This window comes from Paenibacillus campinasensis (assembly GCF_002272015.1).
GTDB lineage: Bacteria > Bacillota > Bacilli > Paenibacillales > Paenibacillaceae > Paenibacillus_AQ > Paenibacillus_AQ campinasensis.
Map to the genome: position 1 here is coordinate 1 of NZ_NPBY01000066.1, position 17,187 is coordinate 17,187.

Sequence of the window (17,187 nt, forward strand, 5' to 3'; positions counted from 1 at the left end):
TAATTAAGGAATAAATAAAGACCATTTAATAAATGGGTTTATATTATTGAGTTGTAAATATGAAGGAGGTGATATTCCATGAAGAACCAATTCGATCTGGATTTGCAAGTAGCGAAAGATGAGGTTGCTCCTAAGGAAGTACAACCTGCTAGCGGCCTAATCTGTACTCCATCTTGTTTAACCGGAACACTTAACTGCAAAGTCAGCTTGACATTCTGCAGAACTTGCTAAGTTAAGGCAGACACGCAACAAAAGACACGGTTATTCAAACCGTGTCTTTTTCTCACATTACAGTTAGACGAAAAGGAGACATTGGGAATGTGATGACTCACTTGAAGGAGCAATCTGTCCGGATTAGCCGATCTATAGCGGAAAGAGTCGCTAACCTATCATATATAGAAAGCATAGTTAAGAAACCTGAAAATATGTCCCCTTCCAGAGGAGATGCCCCATGGAATCCGGCTTCCCTAGCAGATGGAATTCCTGGAATATGGGTGTTATTTGCGGAGTGGGATCATCTTGAACCAGAAAAAGAGTGGAGGATGCTGATTCACCAACATGTTCTGTCCTTAACAAAAGACTTAACGTTCAGCACTCCTAATCTTTCGCTTTTTGCAGGAATAACGGGATTATCCTACGGGCTGTTGTTAGCATCGGATAATCGAACTCATTATAGACAGGCCATGACAAATCTTAATCATTATATAGTAAGACATCTGGCCACAACTATATTAGAAGCATCTCAATGGAATGCTCTGGAGGTCGTCAATGGTTTAAGCGGAGCCGGCAGATATATATTAGAATGCAGTCAAGATGAGGGTATTCGCGATATTGCCGATCTTTTTTTTTCCATGCTAATTGCAGAAGCCAGCTCATGTATGGAGGATATATCCTGTAGCCGGACAGAAGTGGTTCAGCTTGGGGTTGCTCATGGTCTAGCAGGAATTCTTGCTCTATTCACTACAGCTCTACACAAAGGCTTTGAAGTGGATGGCTTACAGGCAGTCATTCACAATATCGCTGACTATCTGGCCAAGCACGTTCGGAGAGATCGATTCGGATTGTACTGGCCTATTTCTTCTGAGCGTCATTTTTCCTTAAACGATGGTGAGGAAGAGTCGAGGGAAATTGAGGGCTGGTGTCACGGCACCTTAGGGATCGCGGTAACATTATTAAGAACAGGATTAATTTGCGACAATGATCATTGGAAAGCGATTGCACAGGAAGCTGCGGGCTCCGTGTTCAAGCTGGGTGATTACGAGTTGAATAGTATGACATCTTCATTCTGTCATGGGTTGGCTGGTTTATTACAACTCTCAAATTCTATTTATGCACTATGTGGAAGTAAAGACGCTGCGCTGTTTTCTGACATCGTGGCTGATAAGCTGGTCAACAGATATGACGAATCGGTTCCTTTCGGTTATCAAGACATGGAAGATCGCGTCTTGCTCGATAGCCCAGGTTTGCTTCAGGGCGCTGTCGGGATTGCGTTAAGCTTACTTGAGTATGGAAGGCGGGATGATCCTCAGTATTCGGGTAAATGGAGAGAACTATTTTTTATTGCATAACATGCAGCAGAACCATTCTAGCAAAGCAAACAGGGCTATTTAAATAGGGGGATTATATGAAAAAAACAATAATTGTTGTTGCACCCGATAGTCCGATCCAGACGTTTTTTAGCCGAATGAATAAATCCAATAGTATTCAAATTATGTTTTATGACTTCTTTCACGAAATTGAACATGCGGTTGATCATCGATGTATTGGCGTCATTGTATGTCAGTTGGACCTATCGCTGAAGGAATTATCAATCTGGTCAAGTCTAAGAGAAAAAAGCAGTATTCCATTTGTATTTCTCACACCAGGCAATAACGAGCAGCTAGAACTCGATATTCTGCATCAACTTCTTTCCCTTTCCTCACAATGTGATTATAAACAGGTAAAGAAGGAAAGAGATCTGATTTATTTATCGCCAGAGGTCATTTTTGATCCCAATGTCAAAATGATTTGGAAGCAGGGCGAGGGGCAAATGCTTACACTGATGGAATACAGATTGCTGGAATATTTCCTGGAATGCGGTGAATGGGTTTCCGATATTGATCACATCATCAATAAAGTGTGGGGTGTAGATACTTTTACTTCATCTAACACTGTATATGTTCATATTCGGAAGCTGAGAGAAAAAATTGAGGAAGATCCCAGTAATCCGAAAATACTGGTAACTTGCCATGGGCTAGGGTATCGATTGAATGTCGTAAACAATAATTTGGAGGTAGGCTAGTTATGAAGGAGCTTTCCAGTATAAATCATTTGAAATCGGAGAGATGGTTTAAGTCGTGTGATTTCTTTTTAGTGAGAATTCCCTTGCTTTCTCTGAATGCCTACCTGGAGGTTCTGTCGCGACAGGATTGTCAATCCGAGGCAGCCCGAAAGACGGAGGAACGAATAATAGAGGAAGCGGCCAGCTCTATCATTCAAGAGGCTATAGCGGTTGCATCTCCATCCTTGAGGTCTTTTTTAGACTGCTTGAATACGAGAACAGATGAAGCTGACCGAAAAACCCTGCAGAAATATGAGAAGACACTGATTAGTTTTCTTCGATATTTTATTAGAATGACGACCCGGACGACGCCTTACGGATTATTCTCAAGAGTGGGTCAGGGGTACTTCGGAGATCGCAGCGATCTGGATATTGGTTTTGTATGGAATAATCGAAAAAGAGCTAGACCTGATATGGAATGGATTTTTCATATAATCAAACTCATCGAGTCTGATCCTGCTATTGTTGATGAAATAATGGTTTGCCGCAATAAAACAATGATGTTCAAAGGAAATCGAGTCAAATTGCCTGTTCGTCCCCAGTATGGGATGTTGAACCTTGAAACATCTCCTGCCGGTACAACATCCATTGGATTATCCGAGGTCGTTGACTTTACACTTCAAACTGCTGAGGAGCCAATAGAGGTGGGGACGCTAAAGCATGCTATTCTAAAAGCTTTCCCGGAAGCCACAACGGACATTGTTCACCATTTTTTGTCCCAGTTGTTAGAGCAGGAGTTTCTCTTAAGTGAGCTTCGTCCGCCCTTCATGGATATTTCTCCGCTGGAACATATACAAGGTGTGCTGTCCGGGAAGAACGGTTCTGAGCAGTGGGTTAAGCTTTTAAGTGATATTAAAGGCTTGCTCTCTCATTATGAGGAATGTCCTATCGGAGAAGGCGAGCTTATATATCGTCAACTCACAAAAACTATGAAAGATGTTGTAAAGACGGATAATTTGGTTCAAGTGGATGTTAAGCTCAAAAAGAATGTGATGCTTCCTCGATCCGTAGCGGATGATGTTGTGCTAGGAGCTGAACTTATGTGTAAGATGTTCGTTGATGAAGGTACCGGATTAACAGAGTACTTAAACCGATTTCTCGAGAAGTATGGAGTATATCAGGAAGTTCCGATTCAAGAACTGTTTGATCCAGATTGGGGGCTAGGAATTCCTGAGGCCTATCAATCCGGAATGCGTCCTGAACCGCAGCAGAACTTATATGCACGTAACTCGGTATTATTCCAGCTGGCAACTGAGGCTATATGTCAGGGGGCTGTTGAAATTCAGCTTACAGATGAACACATTCAGCAGCTAACGGCTGTTGACAGTCCCGATAAAGCTCCGGAATCGCTAGAGATTTATTACACTTTGCTAGCAGATTCAGCTCAGCATGTCGATCAGGGGGATTATATGCTGGTACTGGGTGCAAGTGCAGGGTCAAGCGGGGCGGGGAAAACGATGGGACGCTTTCTGGATATGCTGGATCCGACGTTTATAGAAAAATTAAAGCATGCCCATACGCATCATCAACGATGTCATCCGGATGCTGTGATGGCTGAAATGGTGTTTATGCCCGCCAATGGCAGGGTAGCAAACATTATGATGGGTAGAAATGTGATGGAATACGAAATCGTATCAGGCACAACATCCTCTAAGGATGAGGAGCACACCCTGCATATTGACGACTTGCTGGTCGGAGCTACATATGACCGCTTTTATATTAAATCCAAAAGGTTAGGTAAAGAGATTATTCCGATGCAAACACATATGTTTAATCATCGAATTTCTCCTTTTATTTTTCGGTTCCTTAGTGATGTATCCAGAACATCGACAGGAACGTGGTCTTATTTTAATTGGGGTCCGGTTGAGCAATCCCCCTTTTTACCGCGGCTCAGATACAAAAATATTATTATTAGCACTGCGCAGTGGAGGCTTTCTAACATCACTCTTGATTGGTCACACTCAGGAGAAGAGTCGGAATGGGACGCTAAATTTAACGTATGGAAGAACAGATGGAGAGTCCCACGGTATGTATATTTGACGATGGGGGATAACCGGCTGCTTCTTGATTTAAACAATCCTCTATGCGTCAAAGAATTGCGACGGGAATTCGGGAAGCTTAAGAACGGCCAGGAGCTTCTTCTAACAGAGTGTATATCGCATCCAAGCTCTACGCCTATAACCTCTAACAGCGAAAAATATATCGGGGAATTTGTTTTTCCTCTGCTCCAAAGTAAGGTGGATGTAAAGCCTTCTCCTAACCGTGATGAAGCAGGAAGGTCAACAGATAAGAAAGCTTGTTCACCATTCGTAGCCAGAGGGGTGTTCCCAGGCGAAGAGTGGCTTTATATAAAATTGTACGGTACTTATGAAAGGGAGAACGACCTGATAGGTTTGCATTTGGCGGATCTGTGGGGGCGAATGGCATTGGAGAAGTGGGGGCAAAAGTTTTATTTTGTTCGCTATAAGGATCAGGAACATCATATCAGGTTAAGGTTTTACGGAGATTCGCAAGAGTTGTGGTCAAAAGGGATTCGAGATTTGAATCAATGGAGCAAGAAATTACGAGATGAAGGCCTTCTAAATCGAATGATTATTGACACCTACGTTCCGGAAATCGAAAGGTATGGCGGTATGGAGTGTATGGAAATGGCAGAGTCTGTTTTTGCTGCAGATAGCAAATTCGTAAGTCTGTATCTGGGGGAAGTCCGAAAAAAGCAAATACAACTAGCTGATGAAGTGTCAGCAGTCATCAATATTTTGGACATCCTTTCCAGCTTTGGTCTGAACATGGAAGAGCAGATGAATTGGCTAGAACAGCGAATTGATGGTAAAGAGCATATGAAAGCCTACCGGGAATTGAAATCGGACATCATCAAAGCTATGGAGGCCAAAGACTCGGGGCAATTGTTTAAGGCTGAAGCTCCGAATCCTCTCCTTGAGGCATTATATGAGAGACAGTCGCTGATTAGAACATATTCTGAATTTATTAATAAAGAGAACGCTAGGCGCTCAGGATTAACCAATGACCCGAGCGATATTCTGGCCAGCTTGGTGCATATGCATATCAATCGTTTGCTTGGTATAGATCGCGAGCTTGAAATGAAATGCATGGCATTGGCTAAATTTGCAGCAGCTCATTTTTATCATGCGAAAGGAGCTCTAAATGCTATCTCCTGATACTACTATGAAGGATGATTACGTGTCGTTTTCCTCTAAAAATATATTGCGGACATTTCTGTTTTGGCCGCGAATATTTAAGCTGTTATGGGAGACCCACGCTGCGTATTTGATCGGTATTCTAATCGTAAGCTTGCTTAAGGGCATTCTACCGGCTGTCGTCCTTATTGCAACAAGAGAATTAATTAATTCTGTAATCGGGGGAGTAACTGCAGGAGACTTTAGACCTGTCTTGCTTGCTTTCGGTTTTCTGATCTTCCTTAACATTTTATCGGATCTGTTTAATATCGTTGACGGATACTTCCGGAAAATGTTTCAGAGTCTTCTGTCCAACCGGGTGAACTTAAAGATTATTGAGAAGGCGCATCTAATGACGCTGCAATCTTTTGAAGACGCAGATGTTCAAAATAAGCTTCAACGTGCGCAAGCCGAAGCGAATTATCGACCATTCGAAATATTTGTGCAGATGCTGGCTATCATTAGCAGTGTCGTAACGTTGTTTTCTGCTTGCGCAATTCTTGTTGCCTGGAAGTGGTGGGTTATATTTGTAATCTTCCTAATTCCATGTCTGTCCTTCTATTCTTTTTTGCAGATTGGACAACGAGAATTCAATACTTATTATCGGAGAGCGGCGAAGCAGCGGGAGTCCTGGTACCTTTCGTTCTTGGTGACACGGGATAACAGCTTTAAAGAGATCAAAATTTTTCAACTGGGACATTATCTGCGCGGGAGATATTTAGATATTCTTAAGGAGTTTTATAAGGAAGATAAATTTCTTGCTGCCCGCAGATCGTATACTTCGTTATTTTTTCAGACAATCAATCAAGGGGCATGCGGAATCGTAATATTTCTTGCTGTTCATGCCGCTTATATGGGGCAAATTATGCTCGGGAATCTTATAAGCTTTATTCAAGCAATTGGCCTAACCCAATCTACCTCACAAAATATCGTCCAAGGCATTCTGAGTCTGTGTCAGAATAATCTGTACGTCAAACAGCTGTTTGATTTTCTGGATTTGCCGGAGGAAGAAGAGGTGCAAGGAATGGGGCAACGTATTTCCGGTATACAGAGCTTGGAATTTCGTAACGTATCCTTTAAATATCCGAATACCGATAGATACGCCATTTCGAATATTAGTTTTACACTGAATAAAAACGAGAAGCTAGCTATTGTAGGCAAGAATGGATCTGGCAAATCGACGATTGTGAAGCTGATTACACAATTGTACTCGGATTTTGAAGGAGATATATTAATTAACGGCCAATCGATACGGGAGCTAAATAAAGATAGCTTCCGAGAGAAAATGGGAGTCGTATTCCAGGATTTTGTACAATATGAAATGACAGTTAAAGACAATGTTGGTTTTGGGGATGTGAAGGGAAAAGACAATGATCAACTCGTATGGAAAGCTGTTGAACAATCGGGGATTACCGAATTGATTCACAACCTGCCTAATAAACTGAATACCGTGTTGGGCAAATGGTTTGAGGAGGGACAGCAATTATCCGGAGGTCAATGGCAGCGTGTTGCCATTGCCAGAGCCTTTATGCGTAATGCTGATGTATATATTTTGGATGAGCCGAGCTCTTATTTGGATCCTCATTCGGAGAAGGAGGTTTTCGGGAAGTTCGAGCAGCTCACAGAGGATAAAATCGGGATTTTTATTTCTCACCGACTCTCTACTGCCAGAACGGCGGATAAAATCATTTTGCTGGAAAACGGCCGTATTATCGAAGCGGGCACCCATGATCGTCTGATGAGATTGAATGGTGCTTATAATGAAATGTTTGAAATTCAAGCATCCTCCTATCTCTCAACGGATGATTCCGAATCTCTGGAGGAAAGTGAGTATTTATCGCCATTAGTAAGAACCTCGGCTGAATAGAATATAATAGAAGCAGCTCATGATGGATAGATTTCCAAGCATGAGCTCTTTTTATTTTCAAAAGTGAACAGAGGTTGATAAATTGTTTCATTCTCCCTGATCTGTTATATAATACATGTATTATAAGATGTATTGGAGCAGAGGACATGGACCATATTTCCGTTTTGCTGGTAGATGACGAGCAGGGGTTGTGTGAAATGCTTGCCGCTGTGCTGAAGAAGGAAGGCTTTCGGCATATTCGGACTGCGGGAACCGGACGTGAGGCGCTGGAAGCAGTGATAGAGTCGGATATTGATGTAATCGTGCTGGATGTGATGCTTCCGGACGAGGACGGATTCGAGGTGTGCCGGAAAATACGAAAAATCACCGAGGTGCCCGTCCTTTTTTTGACAGCCAGAGATACCGATTTGGACAAGCTGATGGGATTTGGCATTGGTGGGGACGACTATGTTACCAAGCCCTTTAATCCGCTGGAGGTGGTTGCCCGGATTAAAGCCCGCGTGAAATATAAAATGCAGCGGGAAAAGCCGGAGATTTCCCGCTTGGCGCCGATGGATTTTGGTTACTTCAGGGTTGAGCTGGAATCGGGGGAGCTCATTGTAGATGGAGCGCATGTGGAATGTCCGGCGCGTGAATGGGAGCTGCTGGTTTATATGTGCAGCCATCCCAATCGAATTTTCAGCACACGTCAATTATATGAAGCCGTGTGGAAGGAGCCGTATCTAGGGGATGAGAAGACGGTTGTTATACATATCTCCCGGCTTAGAAAGAAGGTTGAGCCTGATCCGAGCAAGCCGCAGTTTCTTGTTAATGTTCGTGGTCTGGGGTACAAGATGATGGTTCCGAGGAAGGAGCCGACATGAATTCTATGGTGAAAATGGCGTTTCGCTTTCTACGCCTTACCCTTCTGTTTGTAACGGCTTTAGTCATTAGTTTTATTATATGTGCGGTTGGATTGTTATATATTCAAGAGCATCTGGATTGGCTGAACCCGGTTTCGCCGCGAACTTTATTGCTGTCCCTAGGATTTATCCTAACAATTGCATTTGTTTGTGCTTACGGCTGGCTCGTAGGCAAGCCGCTCATCTATTTCATCCGCTGGATTAACAGGCTGTCCAAGGGGAACTACACCGAGCCGGGAGAGCACTACCGTATAAAACACTATCGTAAAAAACATGATCATAAAGAACATGATAAAGAACATGACGACCTGACCGAAAAACCTGTCTACCGTTACCCATTTGTCTTATATAAGGAATTGTTGGAGCAAATGAGCCGATTGACGGAGCAGCTGTATAAGAGCGAAGCGGAGCGGCTGAATCTGGAGGCTAAAAAGCAGGAATGGATTGCTTCCATCAGTCATGATCTGAAGACGCCGTTGTCGTATATCGAAGGCTACGCCCACATGCTGACGGCAGCCGAGTATCACTGGAGCGATGAGGAGAAGCTGGATTTCAGCAGACAGATCAGAAGCAAGACCGCGGAGATGAAGCAGCTGATCCAGGAATTGAACCAGACGAGCCGGTGGCAGGTGCAGCAGGAGCGGGGGGAGACCGACAGCCTTCAGGAAGCTAAGAAGCGAACGCCAGGTGCTGCGAGCAGTGTGAACTTTCCAATGAACCTGCAGCAGGATAATATCGTGGACTTTGTTCGTGATACGGTCATAGATATTGCGAACCATCCTATGGCCGAGCATACGCTGTTCACATTTACGGCTTCCGAGCCTGTGCATATGATGGAGTTTGACAGCAAGCTGTTCGGCAGAGCGGTTCAAAATGTGCTGATGAACGCTGCGATTCACAATCCGCCAGGAACCCAGGTGACATGTGATCTGGGCTTTCGAGAGAACAGCTGCCTCCTTGTTGTCGAAGACGATGGAGTGGGGATCGATGAGCAGGCGCTGAAGCGGGCTTTATATCATTCCGGTAAAGGAATTGCGATTGCCAGAGCCTTTATTGAAGCGCACTCCGGTCATATGAATATCGTCAAATCGGACGGCGGGGGTACGAGGGTGGAAATCACATTGCCGATGTTGGACTGCGATGTTGAACTGCCATGTAGGACTGCGAAGTAGGCATGCCAATTAGGGTTGGTATTGACGTAGGTCTGAATTATGCTGATGTTTATTCCTTATTTACCTGTTATTTACCCTGCGTTGCTACACTTGAGGTGTCGACGATGCTACTTCTTGAGGGAGGAATAATAAGGGATGACAGAAGAATATGCGATCGATACACATCAGCTAACACGCAAGTTTGGACAACGAGAGACGGTCAGGCGGATCAACTTGAAGGTTCCGAAGCGGGAGGTCTATGGATTTCTAGGACCGAACGGTGCGGGGAAAACCACGACCATTCGGATGCTTCTCGGGCTGATTCGAGCTTCATCAGGGAATATCCGCATTCTGGGCAAGGATCTGAACGGGAATCGTATGGAGATTCTGAAGGATGTTGGTTCTCTGGTCGAGTCACCATCTTATTACGGACATCTATCCGGCTATACAAATCTGAAAATCGTTACACTGATGCACGGAATGCCGGAGTCCAGAATCAACGAGGTGTTAGCATGGGTTCGGCTCGAGCAGGCGGCACACCGTCCGGTAAAGAGCTACTCGCTTGGTATGAAGCAGCGACTCGGCATCGCGATGGCGCTTATTACGAACCCTAAGCTGCTGATTCTGGACGAGCCGACGAACGGATTGGACCCGTCCGGTATTCAGGAAATTCGCGAGTTGATCATGCGGCTGCCGCGTGACTTTGATATTACGGTTTTGCTCTCCAGCCATCTTTTAAGCGAGATTGAACAGGTGGCCACCTACGTAGGGATTATTAATCAGGGGGAGCTGATCTTTCAAGGACCGCTCCAGCAGTTAACGGAACGTAGCAAGCCTTATGTATGGGTGGAAACGGACCGACCAAGGGAGGCCGCTGCTGCGTTAAACGGTCAAGGATGGGATGCGGAGCCGGATGAAGCAGGAGGCCAGCTTCGAACCTCCGTGACCTACCGGAAGGAATCGGCCGAAATGATTCGATTTCTAGTCCAGCAGCATTACGATGTTTACCGGGTAACGGAGAAGAAGAAGACGCTGGAGGAGATTTTCCTGGAATTAACCGGTCAGGAGAACAGCTTATGAAGCTTACGTTATTGCATGCGGAAGGTCTCAAGCTGAAGCGATTATGCCGTCTTATTCCGCTTATTCAGGGCATCATTCTCATCAGCATGACGGCGCTGGAGTGGTATCTGTATTTCCGTCAAGGACCCGGGGGAGTCTATGCAGGCTTTGCGGTGATGTATATGTTTTTGTCGTTTGTCTTTTTACTAGGCATTACGCTGCTTGCCAGCATTATGGCAGGCACGGAGCATGAAACGAGAGCGTGGAAGCAGCTGCTCGCTATGCCTGTTCCTAAGGGATCAATATACTTAGCAAAATTGGTGTGGATCTTTCTGTTGCAGCTATGTACCGTGGTGATCACGGTTGTGGGCATGTGTGTCATCTGGGTGCTGTATACCAATGAACCGATCCCGTGGAAAATCATGATATTGCAGCCGCTGTTCGTCTGCTTGTCGTCCGTGCCGATGATGGCGATCCAGTTGTGGCTGTCCACTGTGTTTGCCAATCAGGCGCTGCCGCTCGCTCTGGGAATATTCGGCTCCGTCTCCAGTCTGTTTCTGGCCCGCAGCAGTTCACCGGTCATTCATCTTCTTCCTTGGTCCTATCCCGCGTTATCGAGCCCGCTCATCCCTGGCCATATGCAGTGGATCGGGATTTCGCTTGGTGTAGGACTCATGCTATCGATTCTGGGAACGCTGATGTTTACCAGAAGAGAGTTTGAATAGGGGAGGCGGGATCCATGAACATGCTGTTACGTGCAGAAACGATGAAAACGCAATGGAGAGTCGTCATACTGCTCATTCTGCTGGATACGCTGATTAACGCATTGATGGGGATGGAGCAGCTGGATAGCTTAAAAGAATTCTTCCCGCCAAGCTGGATGAGTCTGTATATCCACAGCGTCAATCTTCACGCGATGTTTTTCTATCCGCTCTATTGCGGCATAATCGCCTCATTGCTGTGTATGTACGAGCATAGGGACGGGGGGTGGAAGATCGCATTGGCCTTTCCTGGCCCGAGATATCACATATTTTATGCCAAATACCTGGTGTTGATCGGCATATTGGCGGTGGTACAGCTGGTGTTTATGCTGGGTTATCTGGCAGCCGGGAAGCTCGCTCATGCGCCAGGCAGCATTCCTTGGGGCACGCTGGCCTACACGGGGTTCGGAGGATGGCTGGGTATTCTGCCGCTTGCTGCCTTGCAGCTGATCGTGTCGATCAAGGTGCGGAATTTCGGAGCCTCGCTGGCCTTGGCGATTGGTTATGTTGTTCCCAATATTGTATTCACAGGCTTTCACTCCACCATCGGTGCCTGGCTACCGTTCACGATTCCCTATTATGTAATGATGCCGCAAGAGGCCATTTATGCACCAAGAGTTGAACCGTACAGCCTGTGGGCGATTGTATTCTTCACAGGAGGCCTGTATCTGTGGCTGGGCCAGCGTTTTTTTGAGCGAAGAGACTGGTTATAGTCTGAATATATTGCCGTAATAAGCCCCGGTGCGACGATGCGCCGGGGTTATGCCGTTATGTTGTGCAAACCATAAGCAATGAGGAAACATAGGAGTCCAAGCCGAATGCAATATTTCTTGTGCAAACGCGGTATTTTTAAAGTAGTATACGAAAAAGCCAGATATTAAAAGAAAACGGAAGATAACAGCAGATAACCAAGCACTTCTGCCTTATGCAAACGTTTTTACAACTGAAAGGAATGTTGTATGATAATTTCAGTGAATGAAGCGCTTTCTTGATCGGTTTTTTCGGCTGTTATCCACATTGAAGCGATATTGACAGAATACGTCTGGCTTTTTGTGAAATCGTTTGCGCTGAATTCGAACTTATTCATATTTATTGAGAGGGGTATCGGGGAATGAAGATGAAAAAGATATTGGCGCTGATCTCAACGTTTACGCTGGCATTGGTTACGGCATGCGGTGGTGGCGGAGGAGCAGCACAGCCGGAATCACCTGGGAATACGGAGACTCCCCCTGCTCAGGAATCGCAGGGCGAGACGGCAGTACCTGAGCTTCTGCCGGAAGAAGGAGCCAAGCTGGTCGTGTGGGAGAGTCGCGATGAACGCGCCTACACGGACGCTGTGGCCAAGGAATTCACGGAGAAATATGGCGTTGAGGTGTTGGTTGAGGAAGTTAACCCTACCGACCAATTGACCAAGCTGGGACAGGACGGACCAGCGGGACTGGCTGCTGATGTGGTCGTATTTCCACATGATAGCCTAGGTAAGGCGGTTACCTCTAATCTGGTTATGCCTAATGATTTTTTTGAGGAGAAGACAAGAAACAACAACACCGAGGCGGCTATTCAGGGCGTATCCTATGACGGTGTGCTGTATGGCTATCCTCGCGCGGCAGAGACATACCTGTTGTACTACAACAAGGAGCTGGTGAGTGAACCGCCAACGTCGATGGAAGAAGTCATTGAGTTCAGCAAGACGTTTACCGATAAGTCCAAAAACCGGTACGGCTTCATGTTCGAAACCGGCAACCTGTACTTTGCTTATCCGTTCCTTGCTTCCACTGGCGGCTACATTTATGGAAACGGTGGCACGGACATTAACGACATCGGCATTAACTCCGAACAGACCCTGCAAAGCATGGAGGTCTACGCCAGCCTGCGGGAGATTCTGCCGGTGAAGTCAGGCGACATCACGCCGGACATTAAACGCGGTCTGTTCACATCCGGTGATCTGGCGATGGATATCAACGGTCCGTGGGAGCTTGGCGGCTACAAGGATGCGCTCGGCGACAATCTGGGTGTTGCTCCAATCCCGAGCATTGGCGGGCAGCCGGCCGTATCCCTATCCGGAATTAAAGCCTGGTATGTCAACTCATACAGCCAATATCCGCAAGCGGCCCGTTTGTTCGCCGACTTTGCCATCTCGAAGGAAGCCCAGCTGAAGCTGAGTGCGCTGGTCGGATCGGTGCCAACGAACAATGAGGCGCAGGAAGATGACCAGATCAAGAATGACGAGTATATCTCGGCCTTTACGGAGCAGTTCCGTTCCTCTGTGCCGATGCCGTCTATCCCGGAAATGGCCAACGTCTGGTCGCCTGTAGGCGCGGCTTTGGCTGAAATCTGGGACAACAACAAGGATATTAAGGAAACGCTCGATAAAGCGGTATCCCAGATCAAGGATCTGAATAGCGGCGGAGCGGCCAAATAACAGACCATTCGCCAATAATGAATAGGAAGAATCGCGCCCGCCTGGAACAGGCGGGTGATTCCTCGATGGATGGGAAGGAGAATGGAGGGAGCATGCGTCAGCATCGAACAATAGCAGCTGTCTTATCGGCTTTCTGCATGGGGCTGGGCCAGCTGTACAATCGTCAATGGATCAAGGGCCTTATGATGGTCCTGGTCGGTGGATACGCAACGTATTATTTTGCCAACAACCTTGGGCCGGCGATCCGGGGAATGATTACGCTTGGGGAGCACGGCAGCCGGCTGGAAAAGGTGAACGGATTGACCCAGATGGTCCCGGGAGACCATTCGATCAATCTGCTGATTGAAGGGCTAATCACCTTAATGGCGCTTGCTATTTTCCTGATCGGACATTATGCCAATATTCGAAATGCGTATAATACCGGCAGAAAGAGAGAAGAAGGAATCGCGCCGAACAATTTCAGACAGACGCTGAATTATATTTTTGAACAGAAGTTTGCCCAGTCTTTTCTGACGCTTCCGGCCACGGGCATTCTGTTCTTCACGATCATGCCAATTATCTTCATGATTTTGCTTGCCTTCACTAACTATTCGGCACCGAACAATTTGCCGCCGGCCAAGCTGGTGGATTGGGTCGGATTTGAAACCTTCAGAAATCTGGTGGCATTGAAATCATGGAGCCATACCTTCTTCGGCGTATTAACCTGGACGCTCATCTGGGCGGTACTGGCAACGGTGACGACGTATTTTGGCGGGGTTCTCGTTGCACTGCTAATTCAGCAAAAGGGCATCCGCTTCAAAAGCGTATGGCGCGTCATCCTCATTATCCCGTATGCGATCCCGCAGCTCATCTCGCTGCTCGTGATGCGGAATATGTTCAATGGTCAATTCGGCCCGATCAATCAATATTTGGGTTACTTTGGTCTTGGCGGGCTGCCGTGGCTGACCGATCCGTTCTGGGCGAAAGTGACGGTCATCCTTGTCAACATGTGGGTCGGCATTCCGGTATCCATGCTGCTGGTGATGAGTGTGCTGACTACGATTCCGAAGGATCTGTATGAGGCGGCGGAGGTGGATGGAGCGACGGGCTTCCAGAAGTTCCGGATTATTACCTTGCCGATGATTCTGTTCTCCACAGCTCCGATTCTGATCGCGCAGTTCGCCGGGAATATCAATAACTTCAACCTGATCTTCCTGCTGACCAACGGCAATCCGGCGGTAGGCGATTATCAGTACGCGGGGGCGACCGACTTGCTCGTAACCTGGCTCTATAAGCTGACGCTGGATCAGCAGAGATACAATATGGCTTCGGCGATCGGGATCATTATTTTCCTGATTATTGCCACCTTCTCGATCTACAATTATCGTCGAACCCGATCCTTTAAAGAGGAGGATATGATTCAATAATGGGAATGAAAATGAGAAATGCCATTCGATTGACGTTGAGCTATATTGCATTGGTTATCTTGGCGATCGGCTGCATTTACCCGGCGTTGTGGATCGTGCTGTCCTCACTCCGTCCGGGAAAATCGTTGTACAGCCCGACGTTGATTCCCGAGACGTTCACGCTGAATCATTACAGGGAACTGTTCACCTCGCAGTCGTTTCTGTTCGGGACCTGGTATATGAACACGCTGAAAATCGCCTTTTTCTCGATGGTGATCGGGACGATTCTGGTGCTGCTTACAAGCTATGCCGTCTCCCGTTTCCGGTTCAAGGGACGGCAGAACGCGCTGTCCATCATTCTGGTGCTCGGGATGTTTCCAGGATTCATGAGCATGATCGCTTTGTATATTTTGCTGCATTCCCTGGATCTGCTGAACACGCATATGGCGCTGATCATCGTATATTCCGCGGGGGCGCCGCTTGGCGGTACGCTGATTATGAAGGGCTTCCTGGACACGATCCCGCGAAGTCTGGATGAAGCGGCGAAGATGGATGGGGCGACGAACTTTCAGATTTTCCGCCAGATCATTCTGCCTCTGTCAAAGCCGATGATCACGTATATGTCGCTTACGCTGTTTGTCGGGCCTTGGGTTGACTTTATTTTTGCCCGGCTCGTGCTGCGCACGAAAGAGAATTGGACGCTGGCGGTCGGACTGTGGGATTTGGTCAATTCGATGCAGGACAGCAACTTCACCTTGTTCGCGGCAGCATCGGTGCTGATTGCGCTGCCGATCACACTTCTGTTTGTCTTCCTGCAGCGACTGCTTGTAGACGGCATGACGGCGGGAGCGAGCAAGGGGTAAGGCTGCTTTCGCAGACTTCAAGTGACTCGTGGATAGTTACGGCGGTTCAATGAAATAGAGAGTACAGGCAAAGCGGCCCCTTCCAGCACAGTAAACGGACTTCAAGTGCAAAGACTTGAAACGGTGTGGAAGGGGTGCTTTGCTAATTCAGATTAGAGGATGGGCTTTACTGAATCCTTAAAATCGGTTTGATGACCTCACCGGATTTGGAAGCCGAGAATGCTTCATTAATCTCATTGAAATCAAAGAACTTCACGAGCTTATCAAAAGGGAACAGCCCTCTTTTATAGTAATCGACGAGCTGAGGGATGAAGATTTGAGGAATGGCATCGCCTTCAATGACCCCCAGCATGGTTTTTCCTTCGGCCATGATATCATTATGCACATCGATCGTCATTTCGGGCGTAACGCCAACAATGGCGGAAATTCCTAGCGGTCGGAGTGCTTGCAAGGACTGACGAACGACAGGCGGAACCCCGGTTGTATCGATGGCAAATTCGGTTCCTCCATGCGTGATGGCTTTGATTTCCTTGACGACATCAACTTCTTTGCCATTAAGCGAATGGGTGGCACCGAGCTCCTTAGCCAATTCAAGCCGATTCTCGTGCACATCCACAGCGATGATGTTTTTGCAGCCCACAATTTTAGCAGCCATGATGGCACTTAATCCGACAGCGCCCGTACCATAAATCGCGATCGATGATCCAAATGGAGGCTGAAGTTTGTTTAATACTGTTCCCGCACCGGTTTGGATCCCGCACCCAAGCGGTCCTAGGAGGGCTAAATCCACATCTTCATCAACCTTCACGATGTTGCGCTCGTGTGATATGGCAAAGGTAGCAAATGACGATTGGCCGAAGAATGTCGATAACGGCCGTCCATCCTGCGACAACCGATGGGTATGATCATCATGCACGCCGCCAAAATTAAGATCATTAAAGGTTTCGCAGACCGTTGGGTGTCCGGTAAGGCAGTTGCGGCAATGACCACAATGTGCAAAGGAGAGAACGACGTGGTCTCCTGGTTTGAATTGGGTAACATTGTCACCGATCCTCTCCACGATGCCTGCTCCTTCGTGGCCTAATACGGCTGGAAGCGGGGCGATGGCCGCATCACGTGCCACGGCATCAGTATGGCATACGCCGGAAGCAACGATTTTGACCAATACCTCATTGGCCTTGGGCTCTGCAAGCTCGATCTCATCTAATACAAAATCTTTACCTTGATCCGGTGTGATTGCCGCTGTAATTTTCATGGATA

14 protein-coding genes are annotated in these 17,187 nt (G+C 46.9%); 13 read left to right on the forward strand and 1 reads right to left on the reverse strand.

The annotated features are described in order from the left end of the window. Positions 1 to 78: 78 nt before the first annotated feature. The 13 genes from CHH67_RS26560 (at position 79) to CHH67_RS20220 (ending at position 15,927) form a co-directional block, all read left to right on the forward strand. Complete coding sequence (locus tag CHH67_RS26560; RefSeq protein ID WP_095267177.1) at positions 79 to 231, forward strand: FDLD family class I lanthipeptide; 153 nt, start codon at positions 79 to 81, stop codon at positions 229 to 231. A 92-nt stretch (positions 232 to 323) separates the two neighbouring features. Continuing rightward, entirely contained in the window at positions 324 to 1,568 is a 1,245-nt protein-coding gene (locus tag CHH67_RS20165) for a lanthionine synthetase C family protein (protein WP_095267178.1), read from the forward strand. 56 nt (positions 1,569 to 1,624) lie between these two features. Then, entirely contained in the window at positions 1,625 to 2,281 is a 657-nt protein-coding gene (locus CHH67_RS20170) for a winged helix-turn-helix domain-containing protein (protein WP_095267179.1), read from the forward strand. A 2-nt stretch (positions 2,282 to 2,283) separates the two neighbouring features. Continuing rightward, positions 2,284 to 5,499, forward strand: coding sequence for a lantibiotic dehydratase (locus CHH67_RS20175; protein WP_095267180.1), 3,216 nt, complete (start codon positions 2,284 to 2,286; stop codon positions 5,497 to 5,499). 109 nt (positions 5,500 to 5,608) lie between these two features. After that, the gene (locus CHH67_RS20180) at positions 5,609 to 7,384 is read left to right on the forward strand and encodes an ABC transporter ATP-binding protein (protein WP_244908269.1); all 1,776 of its coding nucleotides are present in this window, start codon (positions 5,609 to 5,611) and stop codon (positions 7,382 to 7,384) included. A 146-nt stretch (positions 7,385 to 7,530) separates the two neighbouring features. Continuing rightward, positions 7,531 to 8,247, forward strand: coding sequence for a response regulator transcription factor (locus CHH67_RS20185; protein WP_095267182.1), 717 nt, complete (start codon positions 7,531 to 7,533; stop codon positions 8,245 to 8,247). Continuing rightward, on the forward strand, positions 8,244 to 9,458 hold the full coding sequence (locus CHH67_RS20190) for a sensor histidine kinase (protein ID WP_095267183.1): 1,215 nt from the start codon (positions 8,244 to 8,246) through the stop codon (positions 9,456 to 9,458). Before CHH67_RS20185 ends, CHH67_RS20190 begins: the two co-directional genes overlap by 4 nt. 135 nt (positions 9,459 to 9,593) lie before the next feature. After that, positions 9,594 to 10,517 (forward strand): ABC transporter ATP-binding protein, encoded by a 924-nt coding sequence (locus CHH67_RS20195; protein ID WP_095267184.1) that lies wholly within the window; start codon positions 9,594 to 9,596, stop codon positions 10,515 to 10,517. Beyond that, the gene (locus tag CHH67_RS20200; RefSeq protein ID WP_095267185.1) at positions 10,514 to 11,221 is read left to right on the forward strand and encodes an ABC transporter permease; all 708 of its coding nucleotides are present in this window, start codon (positions 10,514 to 10,516) and stop codon (positions 11,219 to 11,221) included. The genes CHH67_RS20195 and CHH67_RS20200 overlap by 4 nt, the downstream gene beginning before the upstream one ends. A 14-nt stretch (positions 11,222 to 11,235) precedes the next feature. Further along, positions 11,236 to 11,970, forward strand: a complete 735-nt coding sequence (locus tag CHH67_RS20205; protein WP_095267186.1) for an ABC transporter permease — start codon at positions 11,236 to 11,238, stop codon at positions 11,968 to 11,970. A gap of 398 nt (positions 11,971 to 12,368) precedes the next feature. Further along, the gene (locus CHH67_RS20210; RefSeq protein ID WP_095267187.1) at positions 12,369 to 13,679 is read left to right on the forward strand and encodes a sugar ABC transporter substrate-binding protein; all 1,311 of its coding nucleotides are present in this window, start codon (positions 12,369 to 12,371) and stop codon (positions 13,677 to 13,679) included. A gap of 92 nt (positions 13,680 to 13,771) precedes the next feature. Then, positions 13,772 to 15,085, forward strand: coding sequence for a carbohydrate ABC transporter permease (locus CHH67_RS20215; RefSeq protein WP_095267188.1), 1,314 nt, complete (start codon positions 13,772 to 13,774; stop codon positions 15,083 to 15,085). Next, positions 15,085 to 15,927, forward strand: coding sequence for a sugar ABC transporter permease (locus CHH67_RS20220; RefSeq protein ID WP_095267189.1), 843 nt, complete (start codon positions 15,085 to 15,087; stop codon positions 15,925 to 15,927). Before CHH67_RS20215 ends, CHH67_RS20220 begins: the two co-directional genes overlap by 1 nt. A 166-nt stretch (positions 15,928 to 16,093) precedes the next feature. Here CHH67_RS20220 and CHH67_RS20225 read toward each other — a convergent pair whose 3' ends face one another. Next, a complete protein-coding gene (locus CHH67_RS20225; RefSeq protein WP_095267190.1) occupies positions 16,094 to 17,182 on the reverse strand; it encodes an NAD(P)-dependent alcohol dehydrogenase in 1,089 nt (362 codons plus the stop codon). Positions 17,183 to 17,187: the final 5 nt, after the last annotated feature.